Source organism: Halomonas sp. LES1, from assembly GCF_031846005.1.
Taxonomy (GTDB): domain Bacteria; phylum Pseudomonadota; class Gammaproteobacteria; order Pseudomonadales; family Halomonadaceae; genus Halomonas.
This window is the reverse complement of the sequence record NZ_JAVRGC010000001.1, coordinates 329139-348455: the sequence shown is the minus strand read 5'-3', so window position 1 is coordinate 348455 and position 19317 is coordinate 329139. Positions and strand designations below refer to the sequence as shown.

Sequence of the window (19317 nt, the reverse complement as noted above, 5' to 3'; positions counted from 1 at the left end):
GTTTGCATAAAAAGGGAGCCTGATAATGGCGCAGGATAGAACTCCGACCACCGGCTTCTTCTGGCACGAGCGCTGCTTCTGGCACGATCCGGGGGCCATCGGGGTGTTCTCGGCCCCCGGCGAGTTCCTTCAGCCGCAGCCGGCCTCGGAGAGCCCGGAGAGCAAGCGGCGCCTCAAGAATCTGCTCGAGGTCTCGGGGCTGATCGACGAACTGGCGGTGCGCAAGCCGGCGCCGGCGACCCGGGGGGACCTGGGGTACTTCCACACCGAACGCTACCTGGATGCCCTGGAGGCCGGCGATGCCGAGCGTGGCGGCGAGGCGGGGGATTGTGCTCCCTATACGCCGGGTAGCCTGGCCGCCGCGCGGCAGTCGGCGGGACTGGCCATCGCGGCGGTCGAGGCCGTCGCCACCGGTGAGCTCGACCAGGCCTATGCCCTGTGTCGCCCCCCCGGGCATCACGCCGAGGCCGACCGTGGGCGGGGCTTCTGTCTGCTGGGCAATATCCCGGTGGCGGTGATGCGCGCGCGAGCCCTGGGCCAGGTGGGGCGCGTGGCGATCCTCGACTGGGACGTGCACCATGGCAATGGCCAGCAGGCGGCGTTCTACGCCGACCCCGAGGTGCTGACGGTCTCCCTTCACCAGGCGGGCAACTACCCGTTGAATACCGGCCGCTTCGAGGAGCAGGGGGAGGGGGCCGGCCTGGGGACCTGCCTCAATCTGCCGATGCCCCCAGGCTCGGGTTTAGGTGCCTATGACTATGCCATGGCGTCGCTGGTGCTGCCGGCCATCGAGGCCTTCGCGCCGGAACTGATCGTGGTGGCCTGTGGCTATGACGCCTGCGCCAAGGACCCCCTCGGCAAGATGCTGCTCAACGGCACCGCCTTTGCCCGGATGACGACCTCACTCAGGCGACTGGCCGAGCGCCTCGGCCATGGACGACTGGTGATGGTCCATGAAGGAGGCTACTCCGAGGGTTATGTGCCGCTATGCGGTCATGCGGCCATCCAGGCCCTGGCCGGCAGCCACATCTCGGTACCTGACCCCCAGGCCGAGGAGATCGCGGCCTGGGCCTATCAGGACCTTCAGCCCCATCAGCGTGAGCTGATCGACGGCTGGCGCTCCGCCTGGACAGCAGAGGGCCGACCTTGACCGCTACCGACAAGGAATGGCATGACAATGACACCGCTCTACGATCGTGATGGCTGGCTCTGGCATGACGCTGAATGGCTGGCCTGGCGTGACGCCCGCACCCATCTGCTGACCCATAGCCTGCACTACGGCATGGGGTGCTTCGAGGGGGTGCGCGCGTATGCAGGTCCCAGGGGGACCCATCTGTTCCGTGTGGTGGAGCATACTCGCCGGCTGCTGGATAGTGCCCATGCCCTGGATATACCGTTATCTTATGATGCCGATACCCTGATCCAGGCCCAGCGGCAGTGCCTGGAGCGTAATGACCTGGCCAATGCCTATCTCAAGCCAACGGTCTACCTCGGGGCCGAGGGGCTGGGGCTGCGGGCCCAGGGGCTCACTACCCATGTGATGATTCCCGCCTGGGACCTGGGGGACTATATCTCGCCTCAGGCGGCCTCAATCGGGCTGCGCGCATTGACCTCCTCCTGGGCGCGCCACCACGTCAATATCAGCCTGTGCCGGGCCAAGACCAATGGCCACTACGTCAACTCGATGCTGGCACTCAACACCGCCGTGAGGGCCGGCTTCGACGAGACGATCATGCTCGACCCCGAGGGCTATGTCGCCGAGGCCTCGGCGGCCAACGTCTTCCTTTTGCGCGATGGCGTGCTGCATACCCCTGAGGTGACCTCCTGTCTGCAGGGCATCACCCGGGATAGCGTGATTCGCCTGGCCCGAGAGGTGCTGGGCATCGAGGTTCAGGAGCGGCGTATCACCCGCGACGAGCTGTATATCGCCGATGAAGCCTTCGTGACCGGTACCGCGGCGGAGATCCTGCCGCTGCGCGAACTGGATGGTCGCCATATCGGTGCGCGGGCCGGGGCGCCGGCCGTCGATAGGCCAATTCCGCGGGAGTCGTTGACCGCACGCCTCCAGCGCCTCTACCGCGATGTGACCCGGGGAGAGCCGGGGCCCGCCACGGAGGCCTTTGGCGAGTGGCTGGCGCCTGTTTAATGTAGGCATACAGGGCTATTTCAGATAGCAGTACTGTTCAAGGCTGTTCCGGCGACAGGCCCCGGAGCGCCGGACCGTGGAGGGGGCACTATGAGTACTTCCCTGTAGGCTATCTCGGCCATCCCTGGTCCTCGGACCCCCTCTCCGACCTGTCCCCGGCGCCTTTGACTGGTGCTCTGTGCAGGTATTGAGCGTTGAGCTTGGTGGAGATGGGGCGTGGTAGCCTGGCGGCGGGTCGAAGGGAGCTCGCATGTCGCTGTTGAACAATCTCGCGCTGAGTCCGGCGCTGCTGGTGTTGTCTTTATGGGGCAGCCTGGCGCTGCTGCACCGCTTTCCGGCAGGCGCACGCTGGCGACGGACTGCCGCCTTGGCCTGGCTAGTGCTGGGTGTATTGTGGCTGGGTTGGCTATGGCAGGGGAGCCGCCTCGGGGCAGTGCTGGGCATGGGGGTCAGCATGCTCGCCCTGCTGTGCTGGTGGTGGCGTCTGGTGCCGGAGAGCGATCTGGACTGGGCGGAGGACGTGCGTTACCTGGCCACGGGCCGCCAGCACGGCCAACGGCTGGTGCTCGATCATGTGCGCTGCTTCGATTGGTACCGCCACGACGCGGCCTCGGTGGCCTGGCAGCAGCGGGAGTATGACCTTCGGCGCCTGGCGACCCTGGACCTGTTCGTCTCCAGCTGGGGGCGGCCGGGCATCGCCCATGTGCTGCTCTCCTTCGGCTTCGATAATGGCCGGGGCATGGTCGACGATTTCGTGACCTTCTCGGTCGAGGTGCGTCGCGAGCGCCATGAGGCCTTCTCGGAGGTCGGTGGCTTCTTCAAGCAGTACGAGCTGGCGATCATCGCCGCCGATGAGCGTGATGCGATTCGCCTGCGCAGCAATGTGCGGGGGGAGACGGTGACCCTCTATCGGGTGCTGCTCGGGCGACGCGAGCGCCGCGAGCTGCTGATGGCACTGGTGGAGCAGGCCAACCAGCTGGCGCGCGAGCCGCGCTTCTATCACACCGTTACCGCCAACTGCAGCACCCTGGTGTATGCCTTGATACGCCGTATCGTCGAGGAGTTGCCGCTGGATCATCGGCTGCTGCTGACTGGTCGATTGCCCGGCTATGTCCACGATCATGGTGGCCTGTTGCCTGGCCACTCCTTGAGCGAGCTCGGGCGTCGCGGTGATATCACCCAGCGGGCCCTGGCGGCCCATGATGATCATGACTTCTCTCGACGGATCCGCGTCGGCGTGCCGGGGTGGTCGCCGAGTGGTCACAGGCCGATGTTCAAAAATTGAGGGGGAGATCGGATCGAGTAACGGCAGTGCCTACCGGCTTCTGATAAAATCCTGCGCCGTTTCGTCTCAACCCAACTCCTTCTTCGGGAAACTCAGCCATGAATGCGGTAATCATTGCGGTGCTGGTGATGGTCGGACTATCACTGGCACGCGTCTCGGTCGTCTTTGCGCTGGTGGTCGGGGCGCTGGTGGGCGGCCTGATCGGGGGGCTCTCCGTCGAGGAGACCCTGGGCGCCTTCAACGACGGTGTAGGGGGAGGCGCCAAGGTGGCCCTGGCCTACGCCACCCTGGGTGCCTTCGCCGTCGCGATCTCACGCTCGGGCCTGCCCGACCTGCTGGCCAGGCGGCTTATCTCCCTGCTCGGTCAGGAGGCCACGGCAAACCGTCAGGCGGTGGTCAAGTACCTGCTGCTCGGGTCGGTATTGCTGGTGGCCATCTCCTCCCAGAACCTGATTCCGGTGCATATCGCCTTTATTCCGATCCTGATTCCGCCGCTGCTCAAGGTGATGAACCAGCTGCGTCTTGATCGCCGTGCGGTGGCCTGTGCGCTGACCTTCGGTCTCACGGCGCCCTATATGCTGCTGCCGGTGGGCTTCGGGGCGATCTTCCTCAACGATATCCTGTTGGCCAACATCAACCAGGCCGGTGAGGCGTTGGGACTCGAGATAAGTCGCGGCATGGTGCCCCTGGCCATGGGCGTGCCGGTGGGGGGCATGGCCCTGGGCCTGCTGGTTGCGGTATTTCTCAGCTATCGCCGTCCGCGTGACTATGCCGATGCGGACGTGGCGACCACCAATGTGCCGCATCATCATCCCGAGACTCATCATGAGCCGCATGCCATGGGGCTGGTGATGTCGGTGGTGGCCATCGTGGCGGCCCTGGGCATCCAGCTCTGGACCGGTTCCATGATCCTCGGCGGGCTGGTGGGTTTCGCGCTGCTCTCGGTGGGCGGGATCTTCAAGTGGCGTGAGGCCGATGACCTCTTTACCAGCGGCATGCGCATGATGGCGCTGATCGGCTTTATCATGATTTCGGCATCGGGATTTGCCTCGGTCATGACCGCTACCGGGCATATCGAGACCCTGGTGCACTCCAGCGTCGAGGTGATCGGTGACAATCGCGGCCTGGCCGCGCTGCTGATGCTGCTGGTGGGGCTGTTTATCACCCTGGGGATCGGCTCGTCGTTCTCCACGATCCCGATCATCGCCGCCATCTTCGTGCCGCTGGCGGTTCAGTTCGGCTTCTCGCCCCTGGCCACCGTGGCGCTGGTGGGGACGGCGGCGGCGCTGGGCGATGCCGGCTCACCGGCCTCCGACTCCACGCTGGGGCCGACCTCGGGTCTGAATGTGGACCGCCAGCATGACCATATCTGGGATAGCGTGGTGCCGACCTTCGTCCACTACAATATCCCGCTGATCGGCTTCGGCTGGCTGGCTGCCATTACACTCTAGGCATCTGCCTGCTAGCGAGTGCTTTTCGACGGCGACCTTCGGGTCGCCGTTGTGCTTGTGCGCCAGTGCTTCATGGTGATTAGTTCTGGGGCAGGTGGCGCTCGAACGACGCCAGCAGGCCACGCAGCAGTGAGAGTTCGCGTCGCGAGGGCTGGGCGCGGGCGAACAGCGTATGCAGGTGAGCCTCGGTATGGGCATGGGGCTGGGTGATGAACCCGCTGCGGTGCATCACCTGGCTCAGGTGTTCATGGAAATACGCGAGCTGTTCGCGACTCGGCTGGCGCTCTTCGGCGGGCAGGGTCGGACGGTAGCCGCTATCGGGGCGCCTTCGCCAGGCCGTAAATGCCTCATAGGCGAGCACCTGCACTGCCTGGGAGAGGTTGAGAATGCCATAGTCGGGATTGGCGGGGATGCTGACCTGGTGGCTGCACAGGGCGATCTCGTCGTTGGTGAGGCCGAAGCGCTCGCGGCCAAACACCAGCGCCACCGGGTCATGAACGGCATGCTCCACCAGCTCGCGGGCCATGGCGTCGGGTTCGTCGAAGTGGGGCAGCGGCAGGCTGCGGAGTCGCGCACTCGCTCCCACCACCTGTACGCAGTCGCTGACGGCCTCCGCCAGTGAATCGACGACCCTGGCATCCTCCACCAGGTCCTCGGCCCCGGCGGCGAGCCGGGTAGCCTCGGGGTCGGGAAACCGGCGCGGATTGACCAGCACAAGCTCACTCAGCCCCATGGTCTTCATGGCTCGCGCGGCGGCGCCGATATTGCCGGGATGAAAGGTCTGGACAAGGATAATTCGGATATTCGATAGCATGGGGCTCGACAAGGCCTGGTGGTGATATGGGACAGGGCGCGTATCTTACCGTGCCAAGCTGCCAAGCTGCCAAGCCGCCAAGCCGCCAAGCCGCCAGTTTCAGGTTGCCAGGCGCTTGTGGCTCAATACTTGGCGCTGGCAAGAAAAGACCCCGCCGGCTTTCACCGGCGGGGTCCGTCTCAGGGCTTGCCTGGAAGGGCAGTGCCTGGGGTAGGGTAGGCCTAGCTTACATCATGCCGCCCATGCCACCCATGCCGCCCATGCCACCCATGTCCGGAGCAGCGTCCTTCTCGTCCGGATCGTCGGCGATCATGCACTCGGTGGTGATCATCAGACCGGCCACGGAGCCAGCGGACTGCAGGGCAGAGCGGGTGACCTTGGCCGGGTCCAGCACGCCCATTTCGAACAGGTCGCCGAACTCGCCGGTCTGGGCGTTGTAGCCGAAGTTGCCTTCGCCGTCCTTGACGCGGTTCAGGATGACGGAAGCCTCCTGGCCGGCGTTGGTGACGATCTGGCGCAGCGGGGCCTCCATGGCGCGCACGGCAATGGCGATACCGTGGGTCTGGTCCTCGTTGTCACCCTTGAGGCCGGCCACCTTGGTCAGCACGCGCACCAGGGCGATACCGCCCCCCGGTACCACGCCTTCCTCGACGGCGGCGCGGGTGGAGTGCAGGGCGTCTTCGACGCGCGCCTTCTTCTCCTTCATCTCCACTTCGGTGGCGGCACCGACGCGGATGACGGCAACACCGCCGGCCAGCTTGGCGACGCGCTCCTGGAGCTTCTCACGATCGTAGTCGGAGGAGGTCTCCTCGATCTGGGCGCGGATCTGGCTGACGCGAGCCTCGATGTCACCATCCTGGCCGGCGCCATCGATGATGGTGGTGTTCTCCTTGGACATGGTCACGCGCTTGGCGGTGCCCAGGTGGTCCAGGGTAGCCTGCTCGAGGTCCAGACCCACTTCCTCGGAGATCACGGTGCCACCGGTGAGGATGGCGATGTCCTGCAGCATGGCCTTGCGACGGTCACCGAAGCCCGGGGCCTTGGCGGCCGCGACCTTGACGATGCCACGCATGGTGTTGACCACCAGGGTAGCCAGCGCTTCGCCTTCGATGTCCTCGGCGATGATCACCAGCGGCTTGCCGGCCTTGGCCACGGACTCGAGAGTCGGCAGCAGCTCGCGGATGTTGGAGATCTTCTTGTCCACCAGCAGGATGAATGGATCTTCCAGCTCGACTGCCATGGTGTCCTGGTTGGTCACGAAGTAGGGCGACAGGTAGCCGCGGTCGAACTGCATGCCTTCCACGACATCCAGCTCGTCCTCGAAGCCACGGCCTTCGTCGACGGTGATGACGCCTTCCTTGCCGACCTTCTCCATCGCCTCGGCGATGATCTCGCCGATGCGCTTGTCGCCGTTGGCGGAGATGGTGCCAACCTGGGCGATGGCGTTGGTGTCGGTGCAGGGCACGGCCAGCTCACCGATCTCCTTGACGGCGGCGGCAACGGCCTGGTCGATGCCGCGCTTGAGATCCATCGGGTTCATGCCGGCGATCACGCCCTTCAGACCCTCGGTCACGATGGACTGGGCCAGAACGGTGGCGGTGGTGGTGCCGTCACCGGCGACATCGGAGGTCTTGGAAGCGACTTCCTTGACCATCTGAGCGCCCATGTTCTCGAACTTGTCCTTGAGCTCGATCTCCTTGGCCACGGAGACGCCGTCCTTGGTGACGGTCGGCGCGCCGAAGGACTTCTCGAGGACCACGTTGCGGCCCTTCGGGCCCAGGGTGGCCTTGACGGCGTTGGCCAGGGTGTCGACACCCTTGGCCATGCGGGTGCGGGCATCGCTGGAGAACTTGACTTGTTTCGCTGCCATTTTCGTATGCTTCCTGTGAGTTCGTGAACGTCAGTCAGTATCGAGTGTTGTGGCGGCCGAGACTCAGCCTTCGACCACGGCCAGGATGTCGGACTCGCTCATGATCAGGACCTCCTCGCCGTCGACCTTCTGCTTCTCGACGCCGAAGCCATCCTTGAAGATCACGGTGTCGCCAACCTTGACGTCGAGTGCGCGGACGTCACCGTTGTCGAGGATCCGGCCATTACCGACGGCGAGTACCTCGCCACGAGTCGGCTTTTCCTGGGCGCTGCCCGGGAGCACGATGCCGCCAGCAGTTTTCTGTTCTTCCTCAACGCGACGAATGATGACGCGATCGTGCAAGGGACGGATGTTCATTGCTCACGTTCTCCTGATGGTTTGTATGCCGGTAACCCGGCGGTTTGCATCGTGACCTCGCCACCTGGGCAGCGAGGGGAGGCGTCGGGCGCCTTCCGTGTAAATGGCGCGGATACCGCGCCGAAACCTGTTGCTGTCGAGTAAGTGGGGCCCGACCCTGGGCTTTCAAGGCCCGTCGATAAATTTTTTTTGCCGCACCCGCCCGATCAGCGGCGGCGCTCATCACGAGAGATGAATTCACCCTCGATGGCACCGTCGTCGTCCTGTGATGACGAGGCCTGGCCACCGCGCCGGTGGCGGCCCTCGTCGGCCTGGGACCAGTCATCTCGAGGGCCACCAGCATGACCGGCCGAGGCGTGGCTGCTCGAGGAGGAAAAATTCCCGCCGTGCATATGAAATCCCTGGGTGCGGATACCCAGCCACGCCAGCAGCTTGCCCATCAGTCGGCGGGCATCGGGGATCAGGCACATGAAGCCCAGGGCGTCGGAGATGAAGCCCGGCGCCATCAGCAGGGCGCCGCCGAAGATCAGGGCGGCCCCCGTCAGCAGTTCGCCAGAGGGGACCTCGCCGCGCTCGAGGCGTTCCCGAGCCCGGGCAAAGGTGGCGGCGCCTTCGCGGCGGATGAGATGCAGGCCGATGAAGCCGGTCGCCAGGACCAGCAGCACCGTGGCGAGCAGCCCGATCTGGCCGCCTACCGAAAACAGGACCACGAAGTCGAGCAGGGCAAATAGCGTGAAGATCAGGAGAAAAGGCATGTCGCCTCCCGTGGTGGAGATGAAGCAGACATGGGGGCGCAAACCTGGAAATCAAGCGTTGAACGCCGGCGCTGGCGATCGACCGCTCGAGACGAGAGCCTGGGCAGGTGAAATGGATAGGTGAAATGGACAGGTGAAATAAGCTGGGATGCACTGCACACCGATTTGGTACAGTGATCTTCGATCAACTACCTAAAAAGAGGCGGCAAGGAAGGCGATGGTCGGCCTTCCGTTGGCCGACCATCGTTCCCTGAAGTCATGGGGCTTGGGTTGCGGGGTCAGAGGGTTACCTGGTCCTCCAGGTTGGCTACGGTGCCATCACCGATGCCGCTGACTCGTGTCAGGTCCTGGGCGCTCTCGTAGGGTCCGTTGGATTCGCGGTCCTCGACGATGGCGGCGGCCTTGCTGGGTCCGATGCCCGGTAGCTCGGTCAACAGCTCGGCGCTGGCCGTGTTGATATTGATCGGCTCTACCTCCTGGGCCACGGCGCCAAGCGACGCGAGACCCAGCAGGAGGGCGATGAGACAGGCCCCGAACAGGGCGTGAAACCTGAATTGCATGGCAGTTCTCCCTTGTTGGCATCGCAACCTCCGACGATGCCTGTTTAAGGCTAGCCGCGGTGGTAAGAGATTCCCTGGGGCCTTTTGCTCAGTTGCACGTAGTACAGAGCGCCATTGAATCTGACGTGTTGTCCTGCATTGCCGAAGAATATCGTCGGATACTCGTCAGTGAACTCGCACGGTTCATGTTCGATATGGCTGGTATACTCTGCCGTCGATTTCCTCTTGTCAGGAGCCTGTTTCGTGTCTACCGACTCCCCTCTGATCATCGCCCTCGATTATCCCTCACTGGATGCTGCCCTCTGTATGGCGGACCGCCTCGATCCGGCGCGCTGTCGTCTCAAGGTTGGCAAGGAGCTGTTTACGCGCAGTGGTCCCGACGTGCTTGAGGCCCTGCATGGCCGTGGTTTCGAGGTGTTTCTTGACCTCAAGTTTCACGATATTCCCAACACCGTGGCCGGTGCCGTCGAGGCGGCGGCGGAGCAGGGGGTGTGGATGGTCAACGTGCATGCCGCAGGCGGGCGCCGCATGATGGAGGCGGCTCGGGAGCGGCTGGAGCGCCAGGCCTTGAACACACGGCTGATCGCGGTGACCGTGCTGACCAGCATGATGGCCGAGGATCTGGCCGAGGTGGGGGTGTCGGTGCCCCCCGCCGATCAGGTCGAGCGTCTGGCGCTGCTGGCCCAGGAGAGCGGAATGCACGGCGTGGTCTGTTCGGCCCAGGAGTCGGCCCGTCTAAACGCGCTGTGCGGCGGCGACTTCCTCAAGGTGACGCCGGGGATTCGACCAAGCTTCGCTCAGGTCGGCGACCAGAAGCGGGTGATGACGCCGCGTGATGCCATGGCCGCGGGTAGCACTCACCTGGTGGTGGGGCGTCCGGTCACCCAGGCGGTGGAGCCGATGGAGGCGCTCGCCGCCATCGAGGCCGAGCTCGCCTGAGGCGAGCTCCTACTCCCCTTCGATTCCGGTGATCGGCCGGATCGTCCCCCAGTGGCGGCAGCGGGGGCACTGCCAGTGCAGCTGGTCGCCGCTGAAGCCGCAGCGTCGACAGCGATGGCGGGGCAGCTTCGCGAGCAGGGTCGTGGTGTGCTGTTGCAGCAGTGCCAGCTGTTCCAGTGCCGTGCCACGGCCGTGCTGGCGATAGAGGTCGATCAGGTAATCGAGGGCACCCAGACTCGTTTCGCGATTGAGCTGCAAGCTGACAAGGTCGATGGCAGCTTCGATACCCCGTCGATGGCGAACGGTCTCGGCCAGCAGGATGATCACGCTGGTATAGGGGGTCTTCTCGAGCAACCGTTGAAGATGTTCGATCAGTCCATCCTCGTCATCGAGCAGGCGGTAGGCGTTGGCCAGGGGCGTCAGCAGGGACGGAGTAAAGGCGGGGTCCTGTTCGGGAATCCGTGACAGCAGGGTGATTTCCTGGTGGTAGTGCCCGGTATCGTGCTCCAGGGCGGCCAGCTGCAGGTTGGCGCGGACGCACTGCGGGTCGATGCTCAGGGCCTGCTTGAGATGGCGGCGCGCCAGCACCGGGCTGGCATTGCCGCGCTCCTCCTCGGCCTGCTGGCAGAGCCAGTGGGCCGCGGCGCGGCGTAGCTCCTGGTCCTCACGGAGCAGCGGTGGAGTCACGACCGCGAAGGCCTCCGACCACTCGCCCTGGCGCTCGAAGAGGTCGGCCAACAGCCGGCGTGCCGAGCGTGTCAGTTCGGCGTTCTGAGAGTCGCGCAGCAGTCCCTTGAGGAGGCGCTCGGCGCGATCCAGCAGGCCCAGGGAGAGGAAGTCACGGGCCAGCTCCAGCTGCACACGCTCACTCTGGGCGCCCGTCAGGCTGGGGCGGGCGAGCAGATTCTGGTGAATCTTCATCGCCCGGTCGGCTTCACCTCGGCTACGAAAGAGGTTGCCGAGGGTGATATGGGTATCGATGGTCTCGCTGTTGACCTCCAGCGCCCCCACGAAGGTTTCGATGGCGCGGTCCTGCTGGTCGTTGAGCAGGTAGTTGAGGCCGACGAAATAATCCCGTGCCAGCCCTTGCGGAGGCGCGGGATCGATGGGCTTGCGGCGTTCGCGGCGTCCCAGCCACCAGCCGATGGCGATGGCTGCCAACAGGGTGGTCAGCAGCAGAACATCGGGCATCTCAGGCGATTTCCTTCAGCTCCCGATTCCCCTTCAGCTCCTGGACGCGTAGCTTGTCGAGTTCCTTGCGCTGCTGCTGATTATGGCGCTGGGCGCGAGTCAGCAGGGCCCGCAGGCGCAGGTAGACGCCGCTCATGGCCAGCATGCCGAGCAGCACGCCCACCGCCAGCGAAGCCAGCAGCCATACCGACAGCGAGGCGGGAGGCAGCTCGAACCAGATCAGGTTGAGGGGCAGGGCTTCACGGTTGTTGACCGCGAACAGGATGCCGACCAGTAGAACCGCCAGCAGGATGATGGCCAGGATCAGGCCTTTGAGCCAACGCATGCGTAGTGTCCCCATGTGGATGTAGGAATGTTGGGCCGGGTGAGCGAAATGCCGGGTTCAGTAGCCCAGCTCGCGGCTGGCATCCACCTGCTCGCGCAGCTCCTTGCCGGGTTTGAAGTGTGGCACGAACTTGCCGTCCAGCGCGACCGGCTCACCGGTCTTGGGATTGCGCCCGACCCGGGGTTCGCGGTAGTGCAGCGAGAAGCTGCCGAAGCCGCGTATCTCGACGCGGCCCCCGGATGCCAGCGTCTCGGTGATGTCGTCGAGAATCAGCCGAACCGCCGATTCCACTTCCTTGAGCGACAGCTCGGGCTGACGCATGGCGATCTGTTCGATCAGCTCGGACTTGGTCATCTTGGATCTCCATTAGCGGCGCGGCTGTTATTTTCTTTCAAGCATACTCGGCAAAGCGAGACAAAACAACGCACTACGACCATGGGTAGAGACCGGGATCCATGACCGGCGTCAGCTGTGTCGAGGCATCGCCTCGGGTATACTGTCAGGACATCCCCCAAGGCAAAGTCGAGGTCGACCTTGAACGAACCATCAAGCCCCGAGGCGGCACAGCGCAAGCGACTCTATTGGCACTCGCGTCGCGGCATGTGGGAGCTGAATCTGCTGCTGGTACCCTTCCTGGAGCAGCGCTATGACGCCCTCGATCCCGCCGATCAGGCGGCATTTCGCGACCTGATCGACGAGGAGGATCAGGATCTGTTCCTGTGGTTGATGCGTCGCGAGCTGCCCGAGGAGCCGGTGCGTCGTCGCATTGTCCAGATGATCATCGAGCATGCCGAGAGCGCCGACAGCGTGTCGCATCGGCCGGTCTAGGCTGGCGCTTCTCGCGCATCTTGTGCCGACCGCCGGGGTGGTCGGCCTCCTCGTCAGCGTGCTGCCTTCGTGGCTGTGGTTGCCGGTTGCCCTCTGTCTGATCGTCATCGCGGTAGGGTGCGTGCTTCACCAGCCCCGGGGTGAGTTGAGTGCACAGGCGCTGCCCGGCGGGGAGCTGCAGTGGCAATGGCAGGAAGCCGGGGCGTCCGCCCCGCAGCCGGTCAGGCTGCATTGCGACTATCTGGGTCCCTGGCTGATCGGGCTTAGACTGAATGGCCGTCGGCTGTGGCTTTGGCCAGATAGCTGCTCGTCGTTTGATCACCGAGAGTTGCGTCGCTACCTGATACGTCACTAGGCCACTCCAGGCCGGATGCATGAGATGGGTGAGGCGACTCCCGGAGAAATGTGCGGGCCACTATATACACGCGCCCCACGGCCCTCATGCCTCTACCGGCTTGCTCAGCCGAGTTCGGCCAGCCGTACCCGTGAGGGGCGGGAGTGGCGGTCGGCGTGATGCGGGCAGTCCGGGTTGTAATGCAGGCCGCGGGACTCGCGCCGTCCCTGGGCGCTGGCCACGGTCAGGCGTGCCAGGCGTAGCGCGTGCCACAGGCTCGTGAGCTCGATACCCGGCTGGCCCTGCCGGACGATCGGTGAGATCTCCTGCTGTAGCTCGGCCAGCGCTTCGGCGGCCTTGAGCAGCTCGGCGTCGCGGCGCACGATGGCCACCCGGGCACTCATCTGGAGGCGCACCCTTTCGCGCCATTCGTCGAGCCGTGCCGGTGGTGGCGCGGCCTCGATGATGGCCGAGCTGCAGGTGGCGCGAGAGAGTGGCGCGCGCGGCGCATCACGCAGGGCGGCGGCGCAGCTGCGTGCAAAGACCAGGCACTCCAGCAGTGAGTTGCTGGCCATGCGGTTGGCACCGTGCAGGCCTGTGCAGGCGACCTCGCCTACCGCGTGGAGGTGCTCGACATCACTGGCACCATGCCGGTCGGTTGCCACACCGCCACAGCTGTAGTGGGCCGCCGGAACCACCGGGATCGGAGCGTTCACGATATCGAGGCCGCGCTCGGCGCAGTGGCGGTGGATGGTGGGGAAGTGCTCGCGGATCGCCGCTTCACCCAGGTGACGGACATCCAGGAAGACATGGTCGCTGGCGGTGCGCTGCATTTCGCTGTCGATGGCTCGGGCCACAACATCTCTCGGAGCCAGCTCGGCGCGCGGGTCGATCGCCGGCATGAAGCGCTCCCCGCGAATATTGAGCAGCTTCCCGCCCTCGCCGCGTACCGCCTCGCTGATCAGGAAGGGCGCCCCCTTCGGGTCATGCAGACAGGTAGGGTGGAATTGCTGGAACTCCAGGTTCATCAGCGTGGCACCGAGCTCGGCGGCCATCAGCATGCCCTCGCCGCTGGCGGGCTTGGGGCTGGTGGTGTATCGATAGAGGCCGCTGGCGCCACCGGTGGCCAGCACGGTGTCGTGGGCCGGCAGGTCGGTTCGCCGGCCGACGCTGCTCAGGCAGCGTGCGCCACGGCACCGGCCGGCATCATCCTGGAGCAGGCCGATGGCGGTGAGATCATCGCGAACCCGGATCCGGGGATGTGCCACGACATGAGCCTTGAGAGTGTCCATCACCGCTCGTCCGGTGGCGTCTGCCGCATGGATGATGCGTCGCGCGCCGTGTCCGCCCTCGCGGGTGAGGTGGTAGGGGTAGTCGGCCCCAGGGCTGGCGTCGCGCGTAAAGGGCACGCCGAGGTTGAGCAGCCACTCGATGGCCTCCGGTCCCTGCTCCACCGTGAAGCGCACTGCGCTCTCATCACACAGGCCATCCCCCGCTACCAGGGTGTCCTGAACATGGGCCTCGATATCATCGCTGGGGGAGAGTACGGCGGCGATACCGCCCTGGGCCCAGCGACTGGCACCCGGGTCGTCGCTGGCCGGGCGCAGCAGTGTGACGGCGCGTCGGTCGGCCACCTCGAGGGCGAGTACCAGGCCGGCGACACCGCCGCCGATGATCAGCACATCATGGTTGCCGTGGGGCATCTTGCGCTCCTCTGTCGGACGTAGCGGTATGGCGGCGTGCCCACTTGCGACCCGAGGCGCGGCGCAGGCGCCGGCTGGGCAGCCGGGTCAGGCCGCCCAGGCGCGTGACCAGGGCCTCGGTCAGCCGGGCCAGCTCGCGATTCAACCAAAGGTAGCCACTGGGACTGAACAGGGCGCGTCCCTCCGGGCTGACCGCGGTGGTGGCCAGCGGGGCGTGACGCTGGAGGTCGAACTGGCTGATCTCGACGTCGATGGCCTGACCGGTACGCACCTGGTAGGCCAGGGTACCGAGCTCCCTGGAGAGGCGGTGCTGTTCGTCGCGTAACCCCTCCATCGCCTCGATGCGGTCGTGGCCGGCACGCGTATTCCAGTGGGTCTCGAGCAGCAACTCGATGGTCGAGAGCATGCGCCGCTGCAGGGAGATGACGTCATCCAGCTCGTTTCGACTCAGTCGATGTTCACGGTGGATGGCATCGACCAGGCCGCGCTGCTTGACCAGTGCCGAACTGGTCGCCTTGAGCAGGGCATGGGTGTCGATATCCAGGGCGGCCGTGGCGGTGGTGTGGGCATGAAACAGGCGCGCCAGCCGGTCGAGGTTCTCCGCCAGCATGAAACGCAACATGTCGGTGGCCTTCTGAGGCAGGACCAGCATGGTGGTGGTAATGCCGATCAGGGTGCCAAGCAGTACATTGAAGGCCCGCCACAGACCCACATCCAGGGCATGGTTGCCGTCGCCAGCCACCAGCAGCAGGCTGATGGCGAACATCAGGCCGCTGTAGCCGTGGCGGTTGCCGAAGGTGAGCCAGGTGGCGACACCGATGGCGATCACGCTGCCGGCAGGGATCAGCGGCGCCAGGTCGCCGGGGAGCAGAATCAACAGCAGTCCGCTGGCCGCGCCGAGAAGAGTGCCGAGCAGCCGTTGGCGGCCCTTGTCGAGTACGCCACCGATATGCGGCAGGTTGCCCATTACCATGACGGTGCTCACCAGCGCCCATCCGGAGTGAGGGATCGCCAGAAAATGGGTGAGCAAGAAGGAGGCTGTCAGCGCCAGCACGACACGCAGCACATGCAGTCGGCGACGATAGCGATAGGTGAAGAAGGGGTCGCGCAGGGGCGGCAGGTTCATCGAAGATTGCCCCGCAGGGTATCTGTCTAGCCCATCGGCGATTGCCTGGTGCCCGGAGCCGGGATCGAACCGGCACGGTGTCGCCACCGAGGGATTTTAAGTCCCTTGCGTCTACCAATTTCGCCATCCGGGCGGCACGGTGTCGGGCAGTACAGAAGAAATAGGGGAGTGGAGGCTGGAGTCGGAATCGAACCGGCGTACACGGAGTTGCAGTCCGCTGCATGACCACTCTGCCATCCAGCCTCATGAGTCGGGCCATTCCGAAGAATGGAGCGGGAAAGGAGATTCGAACTCCCGACCCTCGCCTTGGCAAGGCGATGCTCTACCACTGAGCTATTCCCGCCTGACTCGAGAACGTATTATACGGATAAGCCGGTGACAGTCAAGCCTTTTCCTCTCTTCTCTACTCTTCCCCTCTTTTCTCCTCTTTCCTCTTTTACATGGAACGCCTGAGATGGGGCCAGGCCGCGCGCAGGTAGAGGACCATCGACCAGAGTGTCAGCACGGCCGCCGCATAGAGAGTCACCACGGCGAGGATGGCAACAGGCGTGCCGGGGGCGAAGGCCAGCAGCAGGAAGATGGCGACCATCTGCAGGGTGGTCTTCAGCTTGCCGACCCACGACACCGCCACGCTGCCCCGCTTGCCCATCTCGGCCATCCACTCGCGCAGCGCGGAGATCACGATTTCGCGCCCGATGATTACCAGCGCAGGGAGGGTCAGCCAGACCGCGTCATAGCGCTCGATCATCAGCGCCAGTGCCACCGCCACCATCAGCTTGTCGGCTACCGGGTCGAGGAAGGCGCCGAACGGTGTGGCCTGGTTCCAGCGCCTGGCCAGATAGCCGTCCAGCCAGTCGGTCACCGAGGCCAGGGCGAAGAGGGCGGCCGCCAGGGGCATGCTCCAGGAGAGTGGCAGATAGAACAGCACTACCAGCAGCGGGATGAAAGCGATACGGGCCAGGGTAAGGATATTCGGAATGTTCATCGCGCGAAGCTGTCCTTGCCGGTGAGAGGGGCGTTGAGCGTTGGCGTATTCTATCCCCCTTGGCGAGCATCATCCATGCAGAGCTTGATGGATCGTCTCGGCCAGGGTGGCGCTGATGCCCGGCACACGGGCCAGCTCGTCACGCGTCGCCTGCTTGACCCCCTGCAGTCCGCCGAAGAAGCGCAGCAGCTCGCGTCGGCGCTTGGGGCCCACGCCCGGGATGCCTTCGAGGGTCGAGGTGCGCCGCTGCTTGTCTCGTCGTGTGCGGTGACCGGTGATGGCGAACCGGTGCGATTCATCGCGGATATGCTGAATCAGGTGCAGGGCAGGGGAGGAGGGCTCCAGGTTCAGCGTCCTGTCCACGGTCTCCAGAAATAACGTTTCCAGGCCCGCCTTGCGGGTGGTGCCCTTGGCCACGCCGAGAAGCGCCACGCCGGTGACTCCCAGCGACGCCAGTACCTCGCGGGCCATGTTGAGCTGCCCCTTGCCGCCATCCACGACGAGCACGTCCGGCGTCTGCCCTTCGCCCTCCTTCAGGCGACGAAAGCGGCGGGTGAGCGCCTGCTGCATGGCCGCGTAGTCATCGCCCGCCGCCACCCCTTCGATATTGAAGCGACGATAGTCCGACTTGCGGGGACCGTTCTCGTCGAACACCACGCAGGAGGCGACCGTGGCCTCGCCATGGCTGTGACTGATGTCGAAGCACTCGAGCCGCGCCGGCGCGGTTGCCATGCCCAGGGCGTCGCGCAGTGCATCGAAACGTTGCGCAAGCTGGTTGTGATTGGCCAGCTGGGCGGCCAGCTGCTGTTCGGCGTTGGTGAGGGCCAGCTCCTTCCACTGGGCGCGATGCCCGCGCACCTGATCGGTTAGCCGCACTCGGCGGCCGGCCTTTTCGGCCAGCGCCTGGGCGATCAGTTCGGCATCCGGGACGGCGTGACTGGTGATCACCTCTCGAGGAATCTCCCGGGCCTGGCCCAGATAGTACTGGCTGATGAAGTCGCCCAGCAGCGCCTCTTCCGGCAGGTCGAGGCCATTGGCGGGAGCATGATGGCGCGCGCCCAGCAGCCTCCCCTGGCGGATGGCCAGTACCGAGATGCATAGTGCTCCGGGGCGGCTGGCCAGCGCGAAGGCGTCGGCATCGCCATCGCCGGTATCCACAAACTGGCGCTGCTGCAGTTGCCGCAGCTGCTGGATCTGGTCGCGCAGGCGGGCCGCCTCCTCGAAGGCCAGTTCACGGCTGGCGGCTTCCATCGCGGCGGTGAGCTCTCGGGTGACCTGTTCGCTCTTGCCTTCCAGGCACTGCACGGCGTGCTCCAGATCGCGGCGATAGTCGGCCTCGGAGATGTATCCCACGCATGGAGCGCTGCAGCGATCGATCTGGTACTGCAGGCAGGGTCGCGAGCGGTGGGCGAAGACGCTGTCCTCGCAGTTGCGAATGCGGAATATCTTCTGCATCAGCGAGAGACTGTCGCGCACCGCGTGGCTGCTGGGGTAGGGGCCGAGATAGCGCCCGTCATCTCGGCGCTGGCGAACCCGCTTGTACTCCAGCGCCGGAAAGGGGTGGCGGTCGGTGACAAAGACGAAGGGGTAGGACTTGTCGTCGCGCAGCAGGATGTTGTAGGGCGGCCGCAGCTCCTTGATCAGGGTCTGCTCGAGCAGCAGGGCCTCGGTCTCGCTGTTGGTCACCGTGACCTGGATATCGGCGATACGCGCTACCAGTGCCTGGGTCTTGGCGTTCAGTGCACCACGAAAATAGCTGGCGAGCCGCGCCTTGAGGCGGCGCGCCTTGCCAATATAGAGCGTCTCCCCGCCCTGGTCGAACATGCGATAGACGCCGGGGGCCTCGCTGACGCTGGCCAGGAAGCGGCGATGGTCAAAGGTCATCTGGCGAGGTTACTGCATGGTGGAGAAGCCTTCCACCAATCCATGGCGCAGGCCCAGGTGGGTAAGCTCGACGTCCGACTTGACGCCCAGCTTCTCGAAGATGCGGTAGCGGTAGGTGTTTACCGTCTTGGTGCTGAGAAAGAGTCGGTCCGAGATGTCGGCGACCTTCTGGCAGTTGATGATCATCATCGCCACCTGCATCTCTCGGGAGGAGAGCTCATCGAAGGGGTTCTCGGGTGAGTCGATCCGCGACAGCACCAGGCGCTGGGCCACGTCGGGGCTGACATAACGGTGGCCCTGGAAGACCTCGCGGATGGCACCGACCATCTCCTCGTGCTGGGAACCCTTGCTGACAAGGCCTCGAGCCCCTGCGTCCAGCAGCCGCTGGGCGAAGCTGTCCTCCAGCCAGGCGGTGAGCACCAGGACGCGGGTATCCGGGAGGGCGCGGGTGATCTTGCGCGTGGCCTCGAGACCGCCGATACCTGGCATGCGAATATCCATCAGCACCACATCGGGCTTGAGGCGCCGGGCCTGGGCGATGGCTTCTTCGCCGCTGGCCGCCTCGCCGGTGACCCGCAGATCCTTTTCGGCATTCAGCAGATGGGCAAGGCTGGTTCTTATCAAGTGGTGGTCATCGGCAATGAGTACCTTGATCAATTTGATTCGCTCCTGAACGACTCGACGGCAGCAAACTGGCTCATCGCATGATGTAGGGGTAACCGTTGGTGACAAGCCTGCCACACAGGGTGGCGGCGAGAAAAGAC

General features: G+C 65.0%; 20 protein-coding genes and 3 tRNA genes. 7 read left to right on the top strand and 16 right to left on the bottom strand.

Going from position 1 to position 19317, the window contains the following annotated elements; translation table 11 throughout:
- Positions 1–25: 25 nt before the first annotated feature.
- From RM463_RS01750 to RM463_RS01735, 4 genes are all read left to right on the top strand, one after another.
- Positions 26–1150: a class II histone deacetylase gene (locus RM463_RS01750; RefSeq protein ID WP_311428725.1), complete on the top strand. Its 1125-nt coding sequence runs from the start codon at positions 26–28 to the stop codon at positions 1148–1150.
- A gap of 27 nt (positions 1151–1177) precedes the next feature.
- Complete coding sequence (locus tag RM463_RS01745; protein WP_311429112.1) at positions 1178–2146, top strand: branched-chain amino acid transaminase; 969 nt, start codon at positions 1178–1180, stop codon at positions 2144–2146.
- A 250-nt stretch (positions 2147–2396) separates the two neighbouring features.
- Positions 2397–3431: a DUF4105 domain-containing protein gene (locus RM463_RS01740; protein WP_311428724.1), complete on the top strand. Its 1035-nt coding sequence runs from the start codon at positions 2397–2399 to the stop codon at positions 3429–3431.
- 98 nt (positions 3432–3529) lie between these two features.
- Entirely contained in the window at positions 3530–4882 is a 1353-nt protein-coding gene (locus RM463_RS01735) for a Na+/H+ antiporter family protein (RefSeq protein ID WP_311428723.1), read from the top strand.
- 79 nt (positions 4883–4961) lie between these two features.
- Here the strand turns inward: RM463_RS01735 and RM463_RS01730 are convergent, their stop codons facing one another.
- The 5 genes from RM463_RS01730 to RM463_RS01710 form a co-directional block, all read right to left on the bottom strand.
- Positions 4962–5696, bottom strand: a complete 735-nt coding sequence (locus tag RM463_RS01730; RefSeq protein WP_311428722.1) for an RNA methyltransferase — start codon at positions 5694–5696, stop codon at positions 4962–4964.
- Positions 5697–5922: 226 nt separating this feature from the next.
- Positions 5923–7566: a chaperonin GroEL gene (gene groL / locus RM463_RS01725; RefSeq protein ID WP_311428721.1), complete on the bottom strand. Its 1644-nt coding sequence runs from the start codon at positions 7564–7566 to the stop codon at positions 5923–5925.
- Between the two features lie 63 nt (positions 7567–7629).
- The gene (locus RM463_RS01720; protein WP_132041225.1) at positions 7630–7923 is read right to left on the bottom strand and encodes a co-chaperone GroES; all 294 of its coding nucleotides are present in this window, start codon (positions 7921–7923) and stop codon (positions 7630–7632) included.
- A 206-nt stretch (positions 7924–8129) separates the two neighbouring features.
- Positions 8130–8678 (bottom strand): FxsA family protein, encoded by a 549-nt coding sequence (locus RM463_RS01715; protein WP_311428720.1) that lies wholly within the window; start codon positions 8676–8678, stop codon positions 8130–8132.
- A gap of 278 nt (positions 8679–8956) precedes the next feature.
- Positions 8957–9238, bottom strand: a complete 282-nt coding sequence (locus RM463_RS01710) for a ComEA family DNA-binding protein (protein ID WP_311428719.1) — start codon at positions 9236–9238, stop codon at positions 8957–8959.
- 243 nt (positions 9239–9481) lie between these two features.
- On the opposite strand from RM463_RS01710, the gene pyrF reads away from it, so the two are divergent.
- Positions 9482–10177 (top strand): orotidine-5'-phosphate decarboxylase, encoded by a 696-nt coding sequence (gene pyrF, locus RM463_RS01705; RefSeq protein ID WP_311428718.1) that lies wholly within the window; start codon positions 9482–9484, stop codon positions 10175–10177.
- A gap of 9 nt (positions 10178–10186) precedes the next feature.
- Here the strand turns inward: pyrF and lapB are convergent, their stop codons facing one another.
- Genes lapB through RM463_RS01690 form a run of 3 tightly spaced genes read right to left on the bottom strand, consistent with a single transcriptional unit; the run spans position 10187 to position 12047 of the window.
- Positions 10187–11368 (bottom strand): lipopolysaccharide assembly protein LapB, encoded by a 1182-nt coding sequence (gene lapB, locus RM463_RS01700; protein ID WP_311428717.1) that lies wholly within the window; start codon positions 11366–11368, stop codon positions 10187–10189.
- A gap of 1 nt (position 11369) precedes the next feature.
- A complete protein-coding gene (locus tag RM463_RS01695; RefSeq protein WP_195687246.1) occupies positions 11370–11693 on the bottom strand; it encodes a LapA family protein in 324 nt (107 codons plus the stop codon).
- A 57-nt stretch (positions 11694–11750) separates the two neighbouring features.
- Positions 11751–12047: an integration host factor subunit beta gene (locus tag RM463_RS01690; protein WP_195687245.1), complete on the bottom strand. Its 297-nt coding sequence runs from the start codon at positions 12045–12047 to the stop codon at positions 11751–11753.
- A gap of 180 nt (positions 12048–12227) precedes the next feature.
- Between RM463_RS01690 and RM463_RS01685 the strand changes: the two genes are divergently transcribed.
- Both RM463_RS01685 and RM463_RS01680 read left to right on the top strand, forming a co-directional pair.
- A complete protein-coding gene (locus tag RM463_RS01685; RefSeq protein ID WP_311428716.1) occupies positions 12228–12521 on the top strand; it encodes a succinate dehydrogenase assembly factor 2 in 294 nt (97 codons plus the stop codon).
- Entirely contained in the window at positions 12481–12876 is a 396-nt protein-coding gene (locus RM463_RS01680; protein ID WP_311428715.1) for a protein YgfX, read from the top strand. The genes RM463_RS01685 and RM463_RS01680 overlap by 41 nt, the downstream gene beginning before the upstream one ends.
- 104 nt (positions 12877–12980) lie before the next feature.
- On the opposite strand, the gene nadB is transcribed toward RM463_RS01680, so the two are convergent.
- The 8 genes from nadB to RM463_RS01640 all read right to left on the bottom strand — a co-directional run bounded on the left by nadB (position 12981) and on the right by RM463_RS01640 (position 19210).
- Positions 12981–14558 carry an L-aspartate oxidase gene (gene nadB, locus RM463_RS01675; RefSeq protein ID WP_311428714.1) on the bottom strand — a complete coding sequence of 526 codons (1578 nt, stop codon included), beginning with the start codon at positions 14556–14558 and terminating at the stop codon, positions 12981–12983.
- The gene (locus RM463_RS01670) at positions 14539–15684 is read right to left on the bottom strand and encodes an FUSC family protein (RefSeq protein WP_311428713.1); all 1146 of its coding nucleotides are present in this window, start codon (positions 15682–15684) and stop codon (positions 14539–14541) included. The genes nadB and RM463_RS01670 overlap by 20 nt, the downstream gene beginning before the upstream one ends.
- Before the next feature lie 46 nt (positions 15685–15730).
- Positions 15731–15817, bottom strand: a tRNA-Leu gene (locus tag RM463_RS01665).
- Between the two features lie 36 nt (positions 15818–15853).
- Positions 15854–15927, bottom strand: a tRNA-Cys gene (locus RM463_RS01660).
- Between the two features lie 25 nt (positions 15928–15952).
- Positions 15953–16027, bottom strand: a tRNA-Gly gene (locus RM463_RS01655).
- A 93-nt stretch (positions 16028–16120) separates the two neighbouring features.
- Complete coding sequence (gene pgsA, locus RM463_RS01650; protein WP_195687241.1) at positions 16121–16669, bottom strand: CDP-diacylglycerol--glycerol-3-phosphate 3-phosphatidyltransferase; 549 nt, start codon at positions 16667–16669, stop codon at positions 16121–16123.
- A 69-nt stretch (positions 16670–16738) separates the two neighbouring features.
- On the bottom strand, positions 16739–18553 hold the full coding sequence (uvrC, locus tag RM463_RS01645) for an excinuclease ABC subunit UvrC (RefSeq protein WP_311428712.1): 1815 nt from the start codon (positions 18551–18553) through the stop codon (positions 16739–16741).
- Between the two features lie 9 nt (positions 18554–18562).
- On the bottom strand, positions 18563–19210 hold the full coding sequence (locus tag RM463_RS01640) for a response regulator (RefSeq protein ID WP_195687239.1): 648 nt from the start codon (positions 19208–19210) through the stop codon (positions 18563–18565).
- Positions 19211–19317 lie beyond the last annotated feature (107 nt).

Excerpts from the sequence above, each read along its gene's own strand:
- RM463_RS01750 (WP_311428725.1), top strand. The coding sequence starts at position 26 with ATGGCGCAGGATAGAACTCCGACCACCGGCTTCTTCTGGCACGAGCGC.
- RM463_RS01745 (WP_311429112.1), top strand. The coding sequence starts at position 1,178 with ATGACACCGCTCTACGATCGTGATGGCTGGCTCTGGCATGACGCTGAA.
- RM463_RS01740 (WP_311428724.1), top strand. The coding sequence starts at position 2,397 with ATGTCGCTGTTGAACAATCTCGCGCTGAGTCCGGCGCTGCTGGTGTTG.
- RM463_RS01735 (WP_311428723.1), top strand. The coding sequence starts at position 3,530 with ATGAATGCGGTAATCATTGCGGTGCTGGTGATGGTCGGACTATCACTG.
- RM463_RS01730 (WP_311428722.1), bottom strand. The coding sequence starts at position 5,696 with ATGCTATCGAATATCCGAATTATCCTTGTCCAGACCTTTCATCCCGGC.
- groL (WP_311428721.1), bottom strand. The coding sequence starts at position 7,566 with ATGGCAGCGAAACAAGTCAAGTTCTCCAGCGATGCCCGCACCCGCATG.
- RM463_RS01720 (WP_132041225.1), bottom strand. The coding sequence starts at position 7,923 with ATGAACATCCGTCCCTTGCACGATCGCGTCATCATTCGTCGCGTTGAG.
- RM463_RS01715 (WP_311428720.1), bottom strand. The coding sequence starts at position 8,678 with ATGCCTTTTCTCCTGATCTTCACGCTATTTGCCCTGCTCGACTTCGTG.
- RM463_RS01710 (WP_311428719.1), bottom strand. The coding sequence starts at position 9,238 with ATGCAATTCAGGTTTCACGCCCTGTTCGGGGCCTGTCTCATCGCCCTC.
- lapB (WP_311428717.1), bottom strand. The coding sequence starts at position 11,368 with ATGCCCGATGTTCTGCTGCTGACCACCCTGTTGGCAGCCATCGCCATC.
- RM463_RS01695 (WP_195687246.1), bottom strand. The coding sequence starts at position 11,693 with ATGCGTTGGCTCAAAGGCCTGATCCTGGCCATCATCCTGCTGGCGGTT.
- RM463_RS01690 (WP_195687245.1), bottom strand. The coding sequence starts at position 12,047 with ATGACCAAGTCCGAGCTGATCGAACAGATCGCCATGCGTCAGCCCGAG.
- RM463_RS01680 (WP_311428715.1), top strand. The coding sequence starts at position 12,481 with ATGCCGAGAGCGCCGACAGCGTGTCGCATCGGCCGGTCTAGGCTGGCG.
- nadB (WP_311428714.1), bottom strand. The coding sequence starts at position 14,558 with ATGCCCCACGGCAACCATGATGTGCTGATCATCGGCGGCGGTGTCGCC.
- RM463_RS01670 (WP_311428713.1), bottom strand. The coding sequence starts at position 15,684 with ATGAACCTGCCGCCCCTGCGCGACCCCTTCTTCACCTATCGCTATCGT.
- pgsA (WP_195687241.1), bottom strand. The coding sequence starts at position 16,669 with ATGAACATTCCGAATATCCTTACCCTGGCCCGTATCGCTTTCATCCCG.
- uvrC (WP_311428712.1), bottom strand. The coding sequence starts at position 18,553 with ATGACCTTTGACCATCGCCGCTTCCTGGCCAGCGTCAGCGAGGCCCCC.